Origin of the sequence: Antarctobacter albus (assembly GCF_900101505.1) — a bacterium.
GTDB lineage: Bacteria > Pseudomonadota > Alphaproteobacteria > Rhodobacterales > Rhodobacteraceae > Antarctobacter > Antarctobacter albus.
Map to the genome: position 1 here is coordinate 13643 of NZ_FMZI01000005.1, position 19176 is coordinate 32818.

Here is a 19176-nt window from a genome sequence, read left to right on the forward strand (position 1 = left end):
GCAGCCGGGGCGCCCGAAGGACCGGCCACACAGGGCATCACTCCCCCGTGACAGCCCCCGCGGCGGCCTTGCCCCGGGGCGCCAAACCGGCTTTCCCTGCGGCAGCAACCGCCAAGAGACCGCCCCCATGCCCCCGACCATCCGCTTTGTCCGCCTGCCCCAGATCGACCCCGGCCTGATCCAGGCCCATATGTCCGACCCGCGCGTCGCGGAACACATGCCGTTGCTCACCGGCGCATGGGATGCCGATACGGTGGCGCAATTCGTCGCCACCAAGGAAGCCTGCTGGCAGCGCGACGGCCTTGGCCACTGGGCCATCCTTGCCGATGGGGACTATGTCGGCTGGGGCGGCTTCCAGAAGGAAGGCGAGGACTGGGATTTCGGCCTCGTGCTGCACCCGGACCGGTTCGGCCTCGGTCTCCGGATCGCACGGCAGGCGCTGGAAATCGCGCGGGATGACCCGCGCATTCCCTATGTGACCTTCCTCTTGCCGCCTTCGCGCAAGAACCTCGGCGCCCTGCGGCGCATGGGCGCCGACTACATCGGTGACACGAGCTATGGTCCGGAAACCTTCCGCAAGTACCGGCTCGACACCGCCTGAGCCTCAGATCAGCACCCCGTCCGCCGCCCGCCGCACCCGCGCCGCGCGGGCATCGGCATCGGGCATCCGCATCGCCCCGGTGACAAGCCGCACCTGCCAGTCCCCGACCAGCAGATCGACCCAAAGCGCCGCCGTCTCCTCGGGCGGCCCGCCCACCTCGCCGGCGGCGCAAAGCCGCTCGAAAACCGCCAGCAGGCGGGGAAAGACCGTCCCACGGCCGGCCTCTGCCAGCACCACGCCCAGCGTATCGCTGGCATCCGCCGCCGCCGCGCGGTTCAGCGCCACGGCGCGTTCGCTCAACAGCATGTCCAGCAACGCCGCCCCCAGCGCCTCCAGCGCCGCGCGCCCCGCGCCCCCGTCCGGCAGCGCCTCCAGCCGCCTTGTCACCTGCTCGGCATTGCGCAGGATCAGCGCACGGAACAGCCCGGTCTTGTCACCGTACCAGCGGTACAGCGTTTCGTTCGACGCCTTGGCGCGCTTCGCGACCGCCAGCATCGACAACCCGGCAAAGCCCTTTTCCGCAAGGACCGCATAGGCCGCCTCGGCGATCTGCGCCTCTCGTTCCGCCTTGTTCTCTGGTCGCATGGCATCTCTCCCTTGACGCAATCCGTACCCGTGTGTACGGATATTGACAAGGCGTACACATTAGTACGCTTTTAATCCTGGAGACCGCCAATGACCCATCCCTATTTCGACTATTGCGACGATCACGATCGCCGCAAACTGGACTTGCAGACCCGGCAACAGCCCCGGCGCGTCTCGATCCTCTCTGCAATCGCGTTTCACCTGCGCCAGACCATTGCCCGCATCGCGGCGCGCAGACTGCCGGTGTGATGTGATGCCCGATCAATCCGCTCGCCGCGCCGCCCTGGCCACGCTCTTTATCCTGCAAGCCGTCATGCTGGGTGCGCTCTACGCCGGGGTGCCGCCGCACCCGCCACAGGCGATCCCCCTCTTCGCGATGGCGCCATTCCTGGGCGCGGCCCTGGGACTATGCGCGGCCGCCTACCTGCTGGCCGACCAGTCCCGCACGGGAGGCGTGCTGGCGGCTCTGGCCGCGCTCGCGGCGCTGGTCTCCTTTGGGCCGCAAAAATACGTCGACCCGGCATTTCCGATGATCTGGCCCGCCGTGGTCACGGCGCAGGCCGCCTGCGCCGTGCTGCTGACCGGGATCCTGCGGCGCGCCCGGCCCCTGCCCGTGAGCTGAGGCCTAGGCCTTCAGCAGGGCTCGCGCCGCCGCGCGGGCCTCTTTCGTGACGGTGTCACCCGACAGCATCCGCGCGATCTCGTCCTCGCGCTCGTCCTCGGCCAGCGGCACGACCTCGGACAGGGTCACCTCCCCGTCCACCCGCTTGGCCACGCGCCAGTGATGCCTGCCAAGCGCCGCAACCTGCGGCGAATGGGTAACGACCAGAACCTGACCGCCTTCCGACAGCGCCTTGAGCCGCCGCCCCACCGCATCCGCCGTGGCGCCGCCGACGCCCCGGTCGATCTCGTCAAAGATCATCGTGGCCCCGCGCCCCTGCGCCTCGGTCAGGCAGACCTTCAGCGCCAGCAGGAACCGCGACAGTTCGCCGCCAGAGGCGATCTTGTTCAGCGGCCCCGCCGGGGCGCCCGGGTTGGTCGCCACGGTAAAGGCCACCATGTCGCGCCCCTCCGGCCCGGCGGCCGCCTCGGTCACGGCGGTCTGGAACACCGCGCGCTCCATCTTGAGCGGCGCCAGTTCCCCCGCAACTGCCTTGTCGAGTGCCCCGGCCGCCGTCCGGCGCATCTCGGTCAGTGCCGAGGCCACCGCGTCATATTCCGCCTCGGCCTTGTCCACCGCCTTGCGCAGGTCGCCGATGCGCGCCTCACCCGCGTCCAGCGCGGCCAGCTTTTCCGACAGGTCCGCAGCCAGCCCGGGCAGGTCGTCCGGCATCACCTGGTGCTTGCGCGCAAGGCCCCGGATCGCGAACAGGCGTTCCTCGGCTTCTTCCAGCTCCAGTGGATTGAACTCCAGTGCTTCAAGGCAATCGGCCACGCCGGTCGCGGCCTCGTCCAGTTCCGCCATCGCGCGGGCCAGCGCCGCGATCGGTGCCTCGAGGCGGCCCTCAGCCTTGTCCGCGGCCCCTTCGAGCCAGCGCAACGCATTGGCCATCGCCCCCTCTGCCCCGTCATATCCCAGCGCGCTGGAGGCCTGGGCGATGTCGTCGCGGATCTTCTCGGCCGATTGCATCATCCGGCGGCGGGCATCCAGCTCGGTTTCCTCGCCCGGCTGCGGGTCCAGCTTGTCCAGTTCATCGACCGCGTGGCGCAGGAATTCCTCTTCGGCCTGCACGGCCTCCAGCGCCGCCTGCGCCGTCTCCAGTTCCTTGCGGGCCGTGCCCACGGCGCGCCAGCGGCGGCGCACCTCGGCCTGCGCCTCACCCGCACCCGCGTAAAGATCCAGGATCGAACGGTGCCCCCTGGGGTCCAGCAACCCCCGGTCGTCGTGCTGGCCATGCAGTTCGACCAGCGTCTCGGACAGGCGCCGCAGCACCTCGCCCGACACCCGCCGGTCGTTGACCCAGCCGGTCTTGCGGCCGTCCCTGGTGTTCACCCGCCGCAGGATCAGCTCATCCGAGGCCGGCAGACCAGCCTCTTCGAGAACCGCCCAGGCCGCATGGCCCTCCGGCAACTCGAACTCGGCCACGACCTCGCCCTGCTCGGCACCGGTTCGCACCAACTCTGCCCGTCCGCGCCAGCCCAGCACGAACCCCAGCGAATCCAGCAGGATGGATTTCCCGGCACCGGTTTCCCCGGTCAACACGTTGAGACCCGGCTGGAACTCGAGCTCCAGCCGTTCGATGATCAACATGTCCCTGATTTCAAGCGCGCGCAGCATGGTCAGCCATTGGTCCGGGCACGGGCCCGATGCTTCTTACAACCACTCGCCCTTGATCATCTGGCGATAGATGGCCGACAGCCAGTTGTCGCCAAGAGCCGTGGGCTTCAGCCCCTGCTTCTGCAACAGCTTGTAACCATCCTCGTACCACTCGGTCGACTGGTAGTTGTAGCCGAGGATCGCCCCGGCGGTCTGCGCCTCGTTCAACAGGCCCAGCGACAGGTAGCTTTCGATCAGACGGAACAGCGCTTCGGGCGTATGCGTCGTGGTCTGGAAATCCTCAACCACCACGCGGAACCGGCTGATCGCCGCGCCATAATGCTGACGTTTGAGGTAGTACCGGCCGACCTCCATTTCCTTCGCCGCGAGATGGTCGAAGGCAAGGTCGAATTTCAGGATCGAAGACCGCGCGTATTCGCTGTCGGGATAGCGTTCGATCACCGTCCGCAGCGCCTGCAAGGCCTGAAAGGTCAGCCCCTGGTCGCGGCCCACCAGTTCGATCTGGTCATAGTAGGACAGCGCCAGCAGGTACTGCGCATAGGCCGCATCGTCATCGGCGGGGTAAAAGTCGATGAACCGCTGCGCCGCAGAGCGCGCGTTCTCGTAATCCTTGTTCTCGTGGTAGGCATAGGCCTGCATGATCAGCGCGCGCTTGGCCCAGTCCGAATAGGGATACAGCCGCTCGACCTCGCCAAAGTAGAAGGCAGCGTCCTTCGCGTCTTTGCGCGACAGTTCGTATTCACCACGCTCGAAGATCTGCTTGGCGGTATAGGTCTCAAGCGGGACATTCCCCGGCCCGACCTCGCGCCGCCGCAGCGAATCGCACCCGGGCAGGGCCAGAGCCACCGCCAATGCCACGATCACCAGTTTTCGCGATCTGCCCCCAGACATGCCCGAACACCCTCTACCTCGTTCGACGTCCCCTTGACGGGCCGTCCATTGCGAGGGGTCTAGCACAGAAAATTCCGGTGCAAAATGTCTTACGGCCCGATTAATGCGCGCCTTGCTGCCCATGCGTGCGGCTCAGGCCACAGCCGGAATTTCGTGGCGCCCGACGCCGGCACCCGGAAGACGCGCCGCCTGCCCGCTGTCGCACAGCACGACACGGTAGGCATCCGGCGCAGCAAAGAGCGCGCGCAGCAGTGCGTTGGTCATGGCATGGCCTGCCTTGTGACCCTCGTAATGGCCCAGGATCGGCGCACCGGCCAGGGCCAGGTCACCCAGCGCGTCCAGCATCTTGTGGCGCACGGCCTCGTCGGAATGGCGCAATCCGCCCGGGCTCAGCACCCGGTCTCCATCTACCACGACGGCGTTTTCATAGGTCCCGCCCAGGGCCTTGCCCGCGGCGCGCATCGCTTCGACATCGGAGGCACGGCAGAAGGTGCGGCTGTCACACAGCTCGCGCACGAAGGCGCCGTTGGCCAGGTTCATCGTCTTGGTCTGTTCCCCGATGGCCGCATCCGCGAAGGCGATGTGGAACTGCATCGACAGCCCCTGCCCCGGGTGGCCCGGCGACAGGCGGGCCCAGCCCATGTCCGTCTTGACCTCGACCGGGGCCAGCACCTCGATGGCGCGCACCGGGGCCGCCAGTTCGCGCAGGCCGCGGGCAAGGATACCGCGCACAAAAGGCACCGAGGACCCGTCGAGAATGGGGGCCTCGGGTCCGTCGATTTCGATCAGGGCATTGTGCACACCGCAGCCGGCCAGTGCCGCCATGACATGTTCCACCGTGGACACCGAGGTGCCCGCACGGTTGACGATCTGCGTGCAGAGCGGAGAGGCCTCGACCGCATCCCACCGGGCGGCAATCATCGTGTCGCCCAGACGGATGTCCGTGCGTTTGAACCAGATACCGTAGTCGGCACTGGCCGGCCGGATTGTCAGTCGCGCAGGTTGGCCAGAGTGAAGGCCGACACCTGCGAATGTGATCGAAGACCGAAGCGTTGTTTGCACGAAGCTGCCCCTGTGTTGCGCACGTCCCCCCAACCTGGACGCGGCTTTGGTGATGGGGGTAACCAAGCTGTCGCGGTGCCTCAAATCAAAGATTGTAACCGTGTGAAACATGGTGCGGATACGGTCGGCAAAACCCCGCCAAGAGCATGAAATATCCATTACAAGATACTGTCTTTAAATCAAAAAAATGCCCGAACATCCGACGCGAAATCGCCCGCGAATCCCCCCGGAAAACCCGGTTTCTTGCGAGAGTGTTGCCGATTGTGAACACATTGAAACACGCCTCCCGACATGAAACCGCCCCCTGCAGAGGCAGAGGGCGATCTCACGAGGTGTGGAAATTTCAGCAGGCAGACGGACGTCCTGCTGAAATTCCGGGCTTGGTTCAGTTGGCCTGGCGGCGCAGGAAAGCCGGGATTTCGATCCGGTCGTCCTCGGCCTCGGGCTCGTGATCGTGGACCGGAGCCGGACGATGCGCCTGCACCGGCGGCTGGGCGCGGCGCGGCTGCTGCGGCGCGGCGTGCTCGCCGTGGCCAGTCATGCGCCCGATCAGCGAGTTGACGCTGAAGCGCGACTTTTCCTCGGCCGGGGCGGGGGCCGGCTGCGGCGCGGGCGCCTGTTGCACCTCTTCGCGGGTCCGGGCGGCGGCGGCCTTGAGCCGGTCAAGCGTTGCCGGGCTGGGCGTGCCGGGAGCTGCGGGACGCGGTGCCACGAAATCCTGCGGGTCGGCCTCGATCGTATCGGGCGCCGGGCGGAACTCGGCCACTTGCGGACGGTAGGCCGGCGGCGGCAGACCATCGTCGGCGGCCTGCTCCTCGATCACCTCGTCATAGTCGCGCGACTGCACGGGCTCCGCCTGGTCATGGCTGTCCATCTGACCGAACAGCGAGGGTTCCGGCTCGGGCGCACGCTCGGCGGCCACGGGCTGCGGTTCCTGCTGCGGTGCGGGTTCGGGCGTTGCATTGCCCAGCGGCTGCGACAGCTTGCGGCGCGGCACCGGGACATCGTGCACGTTCTCGGTGGCGTCGATGCCGGTGGCAACGACCGACACGCGCATCTGGCCGGCCATGCTGTCGTCCAGCGTCGAACCGACGATGATGTTGGCGTCCGCGTCCACTTCCTCGCGGATGCGGTTGGCCGCCTCGTCCAGTTCGAACAGGGTCAGGTCGTGGCCGCCGGTGATGTTGATCAGCACGCCCTTGGCGCCTTTGAGGCTGATCTCGTCCAGCAGCGGGTTCGCTATCGCCTTCTCGGCCGCCTGGACCGCGCGATCCTCGCCCTCGCCTTCGCCGGTGCCCATCATGGCCTTGCCCATCTCGTCCATCACCGCGCGGACGTCGGCAAAGTCGAGGTTGATGAGGCCCGGACGGACCATCAGGTCGGTCACACCCTTCACGCCCTGGTACAGGACGTCATCGGCCATCGAGAAGGCCTCGGTAAAGGTCGTCTTCTCGTTCGCCAGGCGGAACAGGTTCTGGTTCGGAATGATGATCAGCGTGTCGACGACCTTCTGCAGGCTATCGACGCCCGCCTCGGCCTGTTTCATCCGCTTGGCGCCTTCGAACTGGAAGGGTTTGGTCACGACGCCGACGGTCAGCACGCCCAGTTCACGCGCCGCCTGCGCGATGATCGGCGCGGCGCCCGTCCCGGTGCCGCCGCCCATGCCGGCGGTGATGAAACACATATGCGCGCCGGCCAGGTGGTCGACGATCTGCTCGATGCTCTCCTCGGCGGCGGCTGCACCGACGCTGGCGCGCGCCCCGGCGCCCAGCCCCTCGGTCACCTTCACACCCAACTGCACGCGGCTTTGCGACATACTCTGCGCAAGCGCCTGGGCATCGGTGTTCGCGACGACGAAATCGACGCCTTCGAGCTGTTTCTCGATCATGTTGTTGACGGCATTGCCGCCTGCCCCGCCGACGCCAAAGACCGTAATACGGGGCTTCAGCTCGTCATGCCCGGGCATCGAAAGGTTCAGTGCCATGATATGTCCGCCTGTCTTTTTATTCCGGTTTCAGGCCTGTGCACGGCCTGTTCCCTTGAATCCTACCTTTTGAGGTTCCGCCCGTCACGCGAAAAACGCAAAAAAGCCACAAAATATGGCCAATTTTACGGCTCAATTCCGCCGATATCGGAGATATCCACATATCTGGTGTGGCCCACCAACTCCGGCGCAAAATACGACACCGGGCACAGGGGCAACCCCTGCGCGGATTCACGTCTCTACAATGTCCGGAGTGCCTGCCCGACCCTCCTGGCGCCTCTTATCCACGGGCACCTGTGCATAACCTAACGCGCCCCGAAAGCACTGTCACCCGCGAAAACGCGCCCGGCCCGGAGAAATCCTGCCCCCCGAACCGTCGCTCAGCCTGCTCCTGGCGACCACGCAAGAAAACGACGGGCACAGCCTGTCAAAAGGGTCGGCGGGCGGGCGTCTTTGCGGCGCCAGCCGCAAACAGTCCCGCCCCGCCGACCGAATTCACCAGTTGTCGCGGAACCACTGCACCGCCCGCTTGAGCGAGCGCGCCGGCAGCCGGTCCACCGGGATCTCGAAATCCCACCATTCGTCCTGCGGATGCGCCGCGAACAGGCACAGGCCTACCGCCGTCGCAAAGCCCGGCCCGGTTGCCGCCTGTGGCAAGCCGTGCACGCGCAGGGGCCGCCCCAGCCGCACCTGCTGCCCCAGGATCTTCGAGGCCAGCCCGTCCAGCCCCGGGATCTGGCTTGCCCCGCCAGTCAGCACGATCTGCTGCGACGGCAGATGATCGAACCCCGCAGCGTCCAGCTGCACCCGCACCTCTTCCAGGATCTCCTCGACCCTTGGCCGCATGATGCCGATCAGCTCGGCGCGGCTCACCGTCCGCCGGTCGTGTTCCCAGTCGCCGGTGTCGCCACCGATCTCGATCATCTCGCGGTCGTCCATGCCGGTTGCCACCAGCCCGCCGTAAAAGGTCTTGATCCGCTCCGCTGTCGCCATCGAGACCTTCAGCCCCTGGCTGATGTCGCGGGTGACGTGGTCGCCGCCCATACGGACGGAATCCGCGTAGATCATGTGTTTCTTGATGAAGATCGACACGCCAGTCGCGCCGCCGCCCATGTCGATGCAGGCCGCGCCCAGCTCCTGTTCGTCCTCGACCAGCGCCGAGATGCCCGAGACGTAGGCAGAGGAGGCGAGCCCCGCCAGTTCCAGGTCGCAGCGTTTCACGCAATGGGCCAGGTTCTGGATCGCCTGCGCCTCGACCGTCAGCATGTGCATGTCGCAGCCCAGCTCGTTGCCGATCTGTCCGCGCGGGTCGATCAGGCCCGAGCGGTGATCCAGCACGAAGTTCACCGGCTGCGCGTGCAGCACCTCGCGCCCCGGTCCGAAATCCGGCACATCGCAGGCCGACAGCACCCGCGCCACGTCCTGTTCGTCCACCGTGGTGCCCAGCACGTCCGACTTGCCCGCAAGACCATAAGAGCGCGGCTCGGCGCCCGAGAAGGCGGCGATGACGTGATCCACCCGGATGCCGGCCATCTTCTGCGCCGCCTGCACGGCGGTGCGAATGGCGCGCTCGGTGGCGCCCATGTCCTGCACCTCGCCGAAACAGACACCGCGCGACCGTGTCGTCGCCGCGCCGATCACGCGAAAGCCAGACTGCCCCGCCAACGAGCCGATGCCATCGTCCGAGGGATCGGTTCCGTCAAAGCGCAACACGAGGCAGGCCACCTTGGACGACCCCACGTCCAGGATGGCCACCACGCCGCGCTGCATCGCCGCGCGCCGCATGTTCCGCATTGCCCTCTGGGACTCGTACAGCTCGATCATTGTTTGACTTCCCTACCCGCCTCGATCGCCTTGATGCGCCGCATCTCCTGCGTGGCTGCATCGGTCATTCGTATCGTCGGCCGCCTTGGCAGCCGCAGGTCCACCGCCACCAGGTCGCGCGCCAGAAGGTCGACGCCCTCCGTCACCGCCATCGCGATCACCTGTTCCAGAACCCGTTCCGCCCCCTGTTCGGGCAGCATGATGCGCTGGCCACGGTCCAGCACCACGTCCCAGCGCCGCGCGCCGATCCGTTCGAACCCGCGCAGCCGGTCGCGGATCGGTCCGGTCAGCGCGTCCATGCGCAGGGCCTCCTCGACGACCAGCGCCATGCGCGCCTGCGCCGCCTCGGCCAGCTTGGCCTCTGCCTCGGAGCGGTCCGCCGCGGGCTTTTTCAGCGCCGCCGCCGCCTCGGGCCGCAGGATGTCTCCCGCAATCACCGGCAAGTCGGCGAAATCGGCGCGATGCTCGGCCTGCGCGACAAAGATCCCGCCCTCGTCCAGCAGGTCCACCCCGGCCGAGGTCCGCCACAGGACCACCGGCTGACGCTGCACCACGTCCACCTGCAGCACCCCGCCCTGGCGCACGCGCAGCTCGGCGGATTTCACCTCGTCCAGCGCGACCACCCGGCGTTGCAGCCGGTCCAGGTCCATGTCGAACGAGCTGATCGGAAAATCGATCGGCAATTCGGCCCGGATCATGTCGATCAGTGCCTCGTCAGCCCCATCGACCACCATCATGCGCACCTGGAACTCGGGGCGGTTCTCGACCGCGGCCCGCACCTCCGAGATCATCAGGTTGAAATCCTCGCGGTTCTCCTCGACCGAGAACCAGGCCGCCCCGGCACCCAGGCACAGGGCGAACGGCAGCAGCACCCGCAGCGAAAAGCGAAAGAACGGCGTCAGCATCAGCCGTTCGATGCGGTATTTCAGCCGCGATGCCCCCGGGTCCAGCCGCGCCATCTGCGGATCGTCGCCCTCGCGGAACTCTAGCGATCGCATGAGGCATCCTCCACCATCCAGGCGCAGAACTGGCCGAAGGTCAGGCCGATCAGCCCGGCGTGCTCGGGCGACAGAGAGGTCGGCGTCATGCCCGGCTGCGTGTTGGTTTCCAGCAGGATCAACCCATCGAGGCCCCGCGCCTCGTCCCAGCGGAAATCGGTCCGCGTCACGCCCCGGCAGCCCAGCGCCCGGTGCGCGCGCAGCGCGTAGTCCAGGCAGGCCTCGGTGATCTCCTGCGGGATCTCCGCCGGACAGACATGGCGCGATCCGCCCGCCTTGTATTTCGCGTCGTAATCGTACCAGCCGTCGGTCACGATATCGGTCACGCCCAGCGCCCGGTCGCCCATGACGCTGGTCGTCAGCTCGCGCCCGGGCACAAAGGCCTCGACCATGACCACCTCGGGCATGGACGCGTCCAGCACCGGCGGGCCGTTGGCCTCTTCGTGAACAAGGTAGACCCCGACCGAAGAGCCCTCGTTGTAGGGTTTGACGACATAGGGCGGTGGCATGACGTGGCGCGCCTGCACTTCGTCCCGGCCCGCCAGCAGGCTGTCCGCCACCGGCAGCCCGGCGCTGCGGTAGACCTCCTTGGTCTTTTCCTTGTCCATCGCCAGCGCCGAGGCCAGCACGCCGGAATGCGTGTAGGGGATGCGCAACCATTCCAGCAGACCCTGGACACAGCCGTCCTCGCCCCAACGCCCGTGCAGGGCGTTGAACACCACGTCCGGCGCGGTCTCCTGCAAGCGCGCGGCCACGTCCGGCCCCGCGTCCAGTTCGATCACCTGATAGCCTTCGCCCCTCAAAGCGGCGGCGCATTCCCGTCCGGAAACCAGCGAAACCTCGCGCTCTGCCGAGGGTCCGCCCTTTAGCACCACCACTTTCGGGAGTGTCCTGCTCGACATCCCCAAAACGCCTCAACTGCCCTGGGGGCCTTGCCCCCAAATTATGAACGAGGGGCATTGCCCACGTTCCACCGCGCGGGGTTCACCCCCGTCGCCTTTTTCTGCCGCGGGTCATCCCGCAAAAACTGGTGCAACCTGCCTGTGGTCGCCGGGCCCTGCTCTTGATCTTGTCGTTTAACGGAGGCCCAAATCAGCGCGCCGGCTCACCGACCCGCATGATTTCCCAGTGTAACTCTATTCCAGAGTGTTGGAAAACCTTTTTTCGCACTTCCTCCCCCAGCCCTTCCAGCTCTGCCGCCGTGGCGCCGCCAGTGTTGACGAGGAAGTTGGAATGCTTGGGCGACATCTGCGCCCCGCCCATCGTGGCCCCGCGCATCCCGGCCTCGTCGATCACCTTCCAGGCCTTCAGGTCATGGGTATCGTCCGCTCGGCCCGTCGAGGAAAACCCCGCCGGGTTTCGAAAGGTGCTGCCGGCGGTGCGGTCCTTGGTGGGCTGGGTCTCATCACGCTTTTTCAACTGCGCGTCCATGCGCGCGGCCAATTCCTCGGGATCGCCCTGCGCCCCCTCGAACACCGCCTCGACCAGCACCCAGCCCTCGGGCAATTCGCTCTGCCGGTAGGCCAGGTTCAACTCGCCCGCCGGGATCGTCACCAGTTCGCCCGCGCGCGTGACCGCCCGCACCTCGACCAGGTGATCGGCGACATAGGTCCCATAGCAACCCGCGTTCATCCTGACCGCGCCGCCGATGCTGCCGGGGATCGTGCGCAGAAAGGTCAGGTCCACCCCCGCCTCTGCCGCGCGCCGCGCCACATGCGCATCCAGCGCCGCCGTCCCCGCCGTCACGCGGGTGCCATCGACCGAAATCCCGTTGAACCCGCGCCCCAGCCGGATCACCACCGCCCGCAGCCCGCCATCCCGGACGATCAGGTTGGACCCCACGCCCATCGGAAAGACCGGCACCTCTGCCGGAAGATCCGCCAGGAAGGCCTGCAGGTCGTCCAGGTCGGCGGGTTGAAACAGCCAGTCCGCCGGGCCGCCCACGCGCAGCCAGGTCAGTTCACTCAAGGGGCGGCCCGGGGTCAGCCGTCCGCGCGGTTCGGGAAGCTCTGTCATGGCAAAGGTGCTAGGCCGCGCCGCGCCGTTCCGCAAGGGGTCAGCTGCGCTCGGCCGCCGCCTCGGCCTTGTGCCGCCGGGCCAGACCGATCAGCGCACCAACCCCCAGCCCCACGAGGGCCGGCAGGACCCCCAGCATCAGCCCGATGCCATAGCCCAGCGCGTCCCAGCCCTCGCTCGCCATCTGCATGCGGTAGATCTGCCAGCCGCCAGCACCGGTCAGGGCCAAGGCCAGCACCGCCGCCGCGGCCCCCATCCCGAACCGCAAAAGCGCCCAGCCAAGGCCAAGCGCACCCAGCGCCACGAGGGCGGGTATCAGGTAGATCATCGGTCAGCTCCTCCGGTATGGCGACAGTCTCGCCGTACGCGGCCCCGCAGACCAGTCAGAAGCGCCCTACCTTGCGGTCTGCCGCACCCAGCGGAACAGGTAGCGCAGCGGCCAGCGCAGAATGCTCATGCCCGCGAAGAGGACAAAGAGCCCGACCCAGGGTCCGTTCTGGTAGGTGACATAGCCGACCAGCGGGATCCCCAGCGCGATCAGCACATAAGCGCGCGTCCAGTGATTGTCGCGCGACGGTATCATCGCAAGCACATTGGCCAGCACGGCCCAGGCACAGGCGAGGATCAGCGATAATGACATTGTCTGCCCTCCGTGCCCCCCAGAGGTGCCTATAGAATGCGCCAGCCGCACGATCCGCACAACCCCTGCGATAGATGCAATTGCAGAAAAAGGGGGGCAAAAGGCCTCGTCCACAGTCGGGTCAACTCCATAAACTCGACAACCAATCAACGATCTCGACCAGTTTCTTCCAGCGCCCGTGGTTCTTGATCGCGCCATCCACCGCCTTGGTGGTGCCCTGCGCCACCGGCGCCATGCGTTCCGTCAGCCGTTTGACCGTCGCCGCACTGGCCGCATAGTTCCGCGCAAATCGCCGTCTCAGGTAGGACCGCCGCTCTTCCGATTGCGCCTCGGTCAGTTGCGATTTCAGGTCTTCCAATCCTTCGACCAGCTCCCGCAGTGCCGTCTCGGCGTCAGGCGACAGGGGTTTCAGTCCCTGCACCTGCGCCGTGGCAAGAGCATTGACGGTCCCGCTCAGGACCTTCACGAGTTCCACGGGATCACTGTCTCCCAGTTCGAACCGATCCAGCGGATCCAACCGTCGCAGGACCGGCCCCAGATGCTTGCGACAGACTGAACGAAACGTCTCCAAGGCATCGTCCAGCATCCGCGCGTTGGTCTCACCGACAACGCTGCGGTCCACCTCCACCGCTGCATGCAGTTCCGCATATTGCCCCAATTGAACGAACCGCCGCGCGCGCAGCCTTTCCGCCCCCTCCGCACGTTGGACCTCTTTCAACAGCTTGTCGGCAGACCGCACCATTGGCACAGGGCGGTTGCGGCCTTCTGCCATGTCCCCCGCAAAATCGATGAAGTCCTGCAACTGGTCCCGCAGGTCCTCACAATCTTCGTGAAACGCCCGGATAACCTCGGGATCTCGCAGGTGCGACAGGTCGTCGTCGAAATCCGCCAGCACCATCCACTGGTGCACCGTGTCGAAACGGAAATCGCTGAAGGCCGCGTCTGACAATGGAGGCACGAACGCCATTTCGATCTTGGCAATCGCCTCAGCCACCTTGTCCGGGTCTTTCCAGGTCTCCTCGTCGATCCCCTTGACGATGGTCAGCTGCAGGCCCGGGTCCAGGGGCTGTCCACGCTTGGCGCCTTCCCACCAGCGCCGCCAGAATTCCCAGCGTTCGGGGGGGTCCTCATCCCAGATCGCCAACGTCACCCTCTCTTTGGCAAGGAAACGCTCCGGGGGATGGTTTGGCCAAAGGTCCAGGTTGATTGGATCGCCCCCATCCTCGAGCAGCGTGACATCCGAGATGTTGGTGGAGGCATCGTAAACAAGGTTGGCTTGATCGGCAGCTCGGACCGCGCCAGAGACTGCAATGGATGCGTAAGTGGTAATCGCTGCATTAGCGGCTGCAATAGCGGCCGCGTCTGCATTTGCTGCGGTCATAGAAATCGCCCCATCGGCGTTGGCGCCGGCTGCGTCCGCGGCGAGCGCGGCAGCGCGAGCTTCCTTGTTGATTTCTACAGACGACCTTGCAGCTACGACCGCCGATATCAAACCACAGCGCAGAAGCGGCAAGGCTGTCAAACCACTTTCCCGCGCCCAATCCTCCCCCATCGCCGCGCCCCAGACCGGCAGCACCCGCAGCGCCGCGCGATGCGCGACCACGATAGAATCCCGCCGCGGCCTTCCCCTTAGCCAAGCCTCCAGCGTTTCCCGGTCCTTGATGTCCTCGGCCTTCATGCCACCAGCTTCATCACCCCGGCGCTGAACCGCAACGGCAAATCCCCACCCCCAGCTTCTTTGGGCAGAAAATACCTCTGGGGGAGTCTCGCCTCGCGAGACGGGGGCATGCTCAAAGCATGCCTCTGGCATGAGGCCTCCCCCAAAAAACAAAAACAGCCCCCGAAAGGGGCCATTTTCAATACCGCGTAGGGCGGGGATTACCCCGCCGCCAACCGCTTCGGCAACCCGTTCGCCCAGGCAGAAATCGTGCCCGCGCCGAGGCAGACCACCATGTCGCCCGGCATCGCCTGTTCGCGCACCAGGCGTTCGAGGTCGTCCTCGTCGCGGATCGCGCGGGCGTGGCGGTGGCCGTGGCGCACCAGACCGGCGACAAGATCGTCGCGCGTAGCGCCCTCGATGGGGTCCTCACCGGCGGCAAAGACCTCGGCGATGGCCACCACGTCCGCCTCGTTGAAACACGAACAGAACTCCTCGAAGTGATGGTGCAGGCGGGTGTAGCGGTGCGGCTGGTGCACGGCGATCACCCGGCCCTCGCAGGCCTGCCGCGCGGCCTTCAGCACGGCGGCGATTTCCACTGGGTGATGGCCGTAGTCGTCGATGATGGTCACGCCGTTCACCTCGCCCACGCGGGTAAAGCGGCGGTTCACGCCGCCGAAACCGGCCAGCGCCTCGCGGATCTCGTCCCCGCTCATCCCGAGGTGCCGCGCCACGGCCACCGCCGAGAGGGCATTCGACACGTTGTGATCGCCCGGCATCGGCAGGGTGCAGCCCTCGATCTTGTCACCGGTCTGCTGAAAGACCACGTCGAAATGCGCCACGCCGGCCTTGTAGGTCAGCCCCACGGCGCGCACGTCCGCCTGCGCGTTGAACCCGTAGGTCATCACGCGGCGGTCGGTCACGCGACCAACCAGCGCCTGCACCTCCGGGTGATCGGTGCAGCAGACCGCCAACCCGTAGAAGGGAATGTTCGACACGAAGTCGTAAAAGCCCTGCCGCAGGTTCTCTATCGTGCCCCAGTGTTCCATGTGCTCGGGGTCGATGTTGGTCACGATGGCGATGGTCGCGGGCAGGCGGTTGAAAGTGCCGTCGCTCTCGTCGGCCTCGACCACCATCCATTCGCCCTGCCCCATGCGCGCGTTGGACCCATAGGCATGGATGATCCCGCCGTTGACCACGGTCGGGTCGAACTTGCCCGCGTCCAGCAGCGTGGCGACCATGGTGGTCGTCGTCGTCTTGCCATGCGTCCCGGCCACGGCGACGTTGGATTTCAGCCGCATCAGCTCGGCCAGCATCTCGGCCCGGCGCACGACGGGCAGGCCCCGGCGGCGCGCCTCGTCCAGTTCGGGGTTGCCCGGCTTGATCGCCGAGGAAATCACCACCACCTCGGCCTTGTCCAGGTTCTCGGCGCGCTGGCCTTCAAAGACATGCGCGCCCAGCTCTTCCAGCCGCCTGGTGATCTTGGAGGCCTTCAGGTCGGACCCCTGCACCTTGTAGCCGTGGTTCAGCAGCACCTCGGCGATGCCCGACATGCCGATGCCGCCGATGCCCACGAAGTGAATCGCACCCACGTCTCCGGGCAGTTTCGTCGCACCCGTCATGCAGGCCCCCCGCTCAAGCTCCAGATCCTTCATGTCCCGCCTCTCCTTTTTCGAGGTTATTCTTGTCTTGTCCCCGTAGCGCTGCCGCCATCGTTCTTGTCACCCGGCCTGTCGTGCCGGCCCCGCTCATTCTGTCGTCATCCGTCCCGCGGCCAGTTCCTCGACCAGCCAGGCCAGGTGCTCCGCCGCTTCGGGTTTCGCCACTGACAGTGCCCCGCGCACCATCTGGATCGCCCCGGATTCATTCGACAGGATCGCGTGGATCGACTCCGTCAGGCTTTCGATGGTCAGCTTGCTTTCCGGGATCCGGATCGCCGCGCCCGCATCCACCAGCGCCTGCGCATTGGCCACCTGATGATCGCCCGTCGCATGCGGATAGGGGATCAGGATCGAGGGCCGCCCGATCACCGCGATGTCTGCCACACTCGACGCCCCCGAGCGCGAGATCACAAGCTGCGCCTCGCTCATCCGGGCGGGAACGTCGTGAAAGAAGGGCTGCACATCCGCCGTGAGCCCGTGTTCGGCATAGTAGGTCGCCACGCGCTCCTCGTCCTCGTCGCGGGCCTGGTGGCTGACGCGCAGGTTGCCCACCATGTCCAACGGCAGCGCGGCAATCGCCGGCGGCACTACGTCAGACAGCGTTCGCGCCCCCTGCGATCCGCCGATCACCAGGATCGACATCGGATAGGGCCCGGGCGCGATGTATCCCGCCCCGGCCCGTTCGGCCACGGCGCGGCGCACCGGGTTGCCTGTGTGGATGCCCTCGACGCCCTCGGGCAGATCCGTGGGCCAGGTGCCGCAGGCCATGACGTTGACGCGCGTCGCAAACCAGGTGTTCACCTTGCCCAGCACGCCGTTCTGTTCGTGGATCATGCGCGGCAGCTTCAGCAGCCAGGCAGCGGTCAGGGCCGGCACGCTGGGATACCCGCCAAAGCCCACGACCACGTCGGGCCGGTCGCGCCGCATTCCGAATATCGCCGACACCACGCCAGAGGCCAGGCGGAAGGGCACCGCCAGCTTGGCCAGCGGCCCGCCCCGGTCGAAGGTCGCGGCCGAGACCTGCTCGATCTCGACCCCCTCGGGGAAGGCGCCCGTATACCGGGCGCCGCGCGCGTCGGTCGACAGCTTGACCCGCCACCCGCGCGCCAGCATGATTTCCGCCAGCGCCTGGGCGGGGAACATATGGCCTCCGGTCCCGCCGGCGGCCATCACCAGCAAAGGCTTGCGCTCGCCCATATTCCTGTCTCCGTCATCGATCCACGCGCCGATATAGCATCCGCGCGCGATCGTCCATGACAAGGGGAATACCGGCAGTTTCCTGCCAATGCCGCCCTCATCCGCGCGCCCGTCCCCGCAGGATGTCGCGGATCTCGCCTTGGGGGCGCGTCCGGGTAAAGGCCAGCAGCATCCCCACCGCGATGCCCCCCGCGATCAGCGACGAGCCGCCGTAGCTGACGAAAGGCAGCGTCATCCCCTTGGCCGGCAACAGGCGCACCGCCACGCCCATGTTGATCATCGCCTGCACGCCGAACATGGCTGCAAGGCCGGTGCCCGCCAGCCGGATAAAGGGATCGCGTTCCCGCATCAGCCGGATCAGGCTGCGCATGACGATGGCGGAATAAAGCGTCAGGATCGCCAGTACCAGGATCAGCCCGTATTCCTCCGCCGCCACTGCGATGATGAAATCCGTATGCGCGTCCGGCAGGCTCCATTTCACCTGGCCCTCGCCGACACCGACACCAAAGAAACCGCCCTCGCGGATCGCGTTCTCGGCATAGCCCAGCTGCGAGGTCGGATCGACCTCGGGGTTCAGGAACCCGTCAAAGCGGCGCTGAAAGTGCTCGGAGTAATTGTAGGACACCATGCCCGCCAGCACCACCAACCCGGCCAGCCCGACCAGCAGCAGCATCGGCGCGCCGCCGACGAACCACATCACGCCCCAGCCAAAGAGGATCAGGGCCGCCTGGCCGAAATCCGGCTGCATCGCCAGCATCAGCACGATGCTGACCATGATGACAAAGGAATAGCTCCGCCCCGGGGGACCGCCCAGCTCCTGCCCCGCGGCCATCAGCCAGGCGGTGACGATCACGAACAGGGGTTTCAGGAATTCGGAGGGCTGGAGACTGGCAAAGCCAAGGCTGTACCAGCGCACCGCCCCCTTGCCGAAATCCGTCCCCAGGAGCGGCAGAAAGGCCAGCGCGATGAAGGCCGCGAAGAACCCCAGCACCGCAAAACGCCGCACCATGACCGGCCCCATCATCGAGACCAGAACCATGGCCACCAGGGCAAGACCGCCGAAAAAAGCCTGTCGCTGCACGTAGTAGAAAGGCGGCAGCCCGATCCGTTCGGCCAGCGGCGGCGAGGCCGCAAGCCCCAGCAAAAGGCCGATCCCGAACAGCATGAAAATGCAGGACAAGGTCCACTTGTCCACAGTGCGCCACCACTTCGGCAACACAGGCTCGCCACCCTTCACGGGCACCGTGCCGTAAACCATCTCTGTCATCTGAACACCGCTACTGCCTCGAACCGCCCGGTTTGTCCCGGGTCTGACGGCCAGTATAGCGCAGATTTTCCGATCAGGCCAAAGGAATCCGGCGGCTCCTAGGACGATGTGCCCCGGTCGCCACGCGTAGGGCGGGGTTTACCCCGCCGTCCCGCTCAGAACCGCGGGCGCCATTCCACGTCCTCGCCGCGCCGCGCCTTTTCGCGGGCCTCTTCCAGCCAGGTCAGGTGGTTGCTGCGTTCGCGCAAGCGGCGCTCGCGCTCTTCCCGGTCGCGCTGGTCGATTTCTTCCAGCGCCTGCACGTCCCAAGGAGAAACCAGCCCCGCCACCACCTGCCCGCTGCGGGTGATCAGGAAACGGTCGCCTATCATCTCCAGCTTGCGCAGGTAGAGCGCCATCTCGGCGCGGAACACCCCGGCGGGCAATTCGGTGGCCCGGAACATCATGATCGGTTTGCGTGTCATGCCGTGACCCTGCCCCGAAGGTGATTAACGCGCCCCTTTCTCACCGCGCGC

19 protein-coding genes are annotated in these 19176 nt (G+C 66.5%); 3 read left to right on the forward strand and 16 right to left on the reverse strand.

All coding sequences use genetic code 11. From position 1 onward, the window contains the following. The first annotated feature begins 127 nt into the window (after positions 1–127). Positions 128–601, forward strand: coding sequence for a GNAT family N-acetyltransferase (locus BLQ71_RS09635; protein WP_074621564.1), 474 nt, complete (start codon positions 128–130; stop codon positions 599–601). A 3-nt stretch (positions 602–604) separates the two neighbouring features. On the opposite strand, the gene BLQ71_RS09640 is transcribed toward BLQ71_RS09635, so the two are convergent. Next, positions 605–1186, reverse strand: coding sequence for a TetR/AcrR family transcriptional regulator (locus BLQ71_RS09640; RefSeq protein ID WP_074621565.1), 582 nt, complete (start codon positions 1184–1186; stop codon positions 605–607). 90 nt (positions 1187–1276) lie between these two features. On the opposite strand from BLQ71_RS09640, the gene BLQ71_RS26375 reads away from it, so the two are divergent. Beyond that, positions 1277–1435, forward strand: a complete 159-nt coding sequence (locus BLQ71_RS26375) for a hypothetical protein (RefSeq protein WP_157923296.1) — start codon at positions 1277–1279, stop codon at positions 1433–1435. Positions 1436–1439: 4 nt separating this feature from the next. Beyond that, positions 1440–1808: a hypothetical protein gene (locus BLQ71_RS09645; RefSeq protein WP_074621566.1), complete on the forward strand. Its 369-nt coding sequence runs from the start codon at positions 1440–1442 to the stop codon at positions 1806–1808. Between the two features lie 3 nt (positions 1809–1811). On the opposite strand, the gene recN is transcribed toward BLQ71_RS09645, so the two are convergent. From recN to BLQ71_RS09720, 15 genes are all read right to left on the reverse strand, one after another. Next, positions 1812–3464 (reverse strand): DNA repair protein RecN, encoded by a 1653-nt coding sequence (gene recN, locus BLQ71_RS09650; protein ID WP_074621567.1) that lies wholly within the window; start codon positions 3462–3464, stop codon positions 1812–1814. A 36-nt stretch (positions 3465–3500) separates the two neighbouring features. Next, positions 3501–4355 carry an outer membrane protein assembly factor BamD gene (locus BLQ71_RS09655; RefSeq protein ID WP_043137898.1) on the reverse strand — a complete coding sequence of 285 codons (855 nt, stop codon included), beginning with the start codon at positions 4353–4355 and terminating at the stop codon, positions 3501–3503. Positions 4356–4487: 132 nt separating this feature from the next. After that, a complete protein-coding gene (lpxC, locus tag BLQ71_RS09660) occupies positions 4488–5417 on the reverse strand; it encodes a UDP-3-O-acyl-N-acetylglucosamine deacetylase (RefSeq protein ID WP_043137900.1) in 930 nt (309 codons plus the stop codon). 385 nt (positions 5418–5802) lie between these two features. Further along, complete coding sequence (gene ftsZ, locus BLQ71_RS09665; protein WP_074621568.1) at positions 5803–7401, reverse strand: cell division protein FtsZ; 1599 nt, start codon at positions 7399–7401, stop codon at positions 5803–5805. Between the two features lie 495 nt (positions 7402–7896). Further along, a complete protein-coding gene (gene ftsA, locus BLQ71_RS09670) occupies positions 7897–9225 on the reverse strand; it encodes a cell division protein FtsA (RefSeq protein WP_043137904.1) in 1329 nt (442 codons plus the stop codon). Further along, positions 9222–10223, reverse strand: coding sequence for a cell division protein FtsQ/DivIB (locus BLQ71_RS09675; protein WP_074621569.1), 1002 nt, complete (start codon positions 10221–10223; stop codon positions 9222–9224). Before BLQ71_RS09675 ends, ftsA begins: the two co-directional genes overlap by 4 nt. Then, a complete protein-coding gene (locus tag BLQ71_RS09680; RefSeq protein WP_088702322.1) occupies positions 10211–11131 on the reverse strand; it encodes a D-alanine--D-alanine ligase in 921 nt (306 codons plus the stop codon). The genes BLQ71_RS09675 and BLQ71_RS09680 overlap by 13 nt, the downstream gene beginning before the upstream one ends. A 184-nt stretch (positions 11132–11315) precedes the next feature. Next, positions 11316–12239 (reverse strand): UDP-N-acetylmuramate dehydrogenase, encoded by a 924-nt coding sequence (gene murB / locus BLQ71_RS09685; RefSeq protein ID WP_043137910.1) that lies wholly within the window; start codon positions 12237–12239, stop codon positions 11316–11318. Positions 12240–12279: 40 nt separating this feature from the next. Next, complete coding sequence (locus BLQ71_RS09690; RefSeq protein WP_074621571.1) at positions 12280–12567, reverse strand: hypothetical protein; 288 nt, start codon at positions 12565–12567, stop codon at positions 12280–12282. A 66-nt stretch (positions 12568–12633) separates the two neighbouring features. Then, entirely contained in the window at positions 12634–12879 is a 246-nt protein-coding gene (locus BLQ71_RS09695; RefSeq protein ID WP_074621572.1) for a DUF2484 family protein, read from the reverse strand. Positions 12880–13000: 121 nt separating this feature from the next. Further along, positions 13001–14557, reverse strand: a complete 1557-nt coding sequence (locus tag BLQ71_RS09700) for a hypothetical protein (RefSeq protein WP_133066135.1) — start codon at positions 14555–14557, stop codon at positions 13001–13003. 200 nt (positions 14558–14757) lie between these two features. Beyond that, a complete protein-coding gene (gene murC / locus BLQ71_RS09705; protein ID WP_069209489.1) occupies positions 14758–16158 on the reverse strand; it encodes a UDP-N-acetylmuramate--L-alanine ligase in 1401 nt (466 codons plus the stop codon). Positions 16159–16284: 126 nt separating this feature from the next. Then, positions 16285–17394, reverse strand: a complete 1110-nt coding sequence (gene murG / locus BLQ71_RS09710) for an undecaprenyldiphospho-muramoylpentapeptide beta-N-acetylglucosaminyltransferase (protein ID WP_069209470.1) — start codon at positions 17392–17394, stop codon at positions 16285–16287. Between the two features lie 97 nt (positions 17395–17491). Then, entirely contained in the window at positions 17492–18661 is a 1170-nt protein-coding gene (locus BLQ71_RS09715; RefSeq protein ID WP_043137917.1) for a peptidoglycan glycosyltransferase FtsW, read from the reverse strand. A 155-nt stretch (positions 18662–18816) separates the two neighbouring features. Further along, a complete protein-coding gene (locus tag BLQ71_RS09720; RefSeq protein WP_074621574.1) occupies positions 18817–19125 on the reverse strand; it encodes a hypothetical protein in 309 nt (102 codons plus the stop codon). Positions 19126–19176 lie beyond the last annotated feature (51 nt).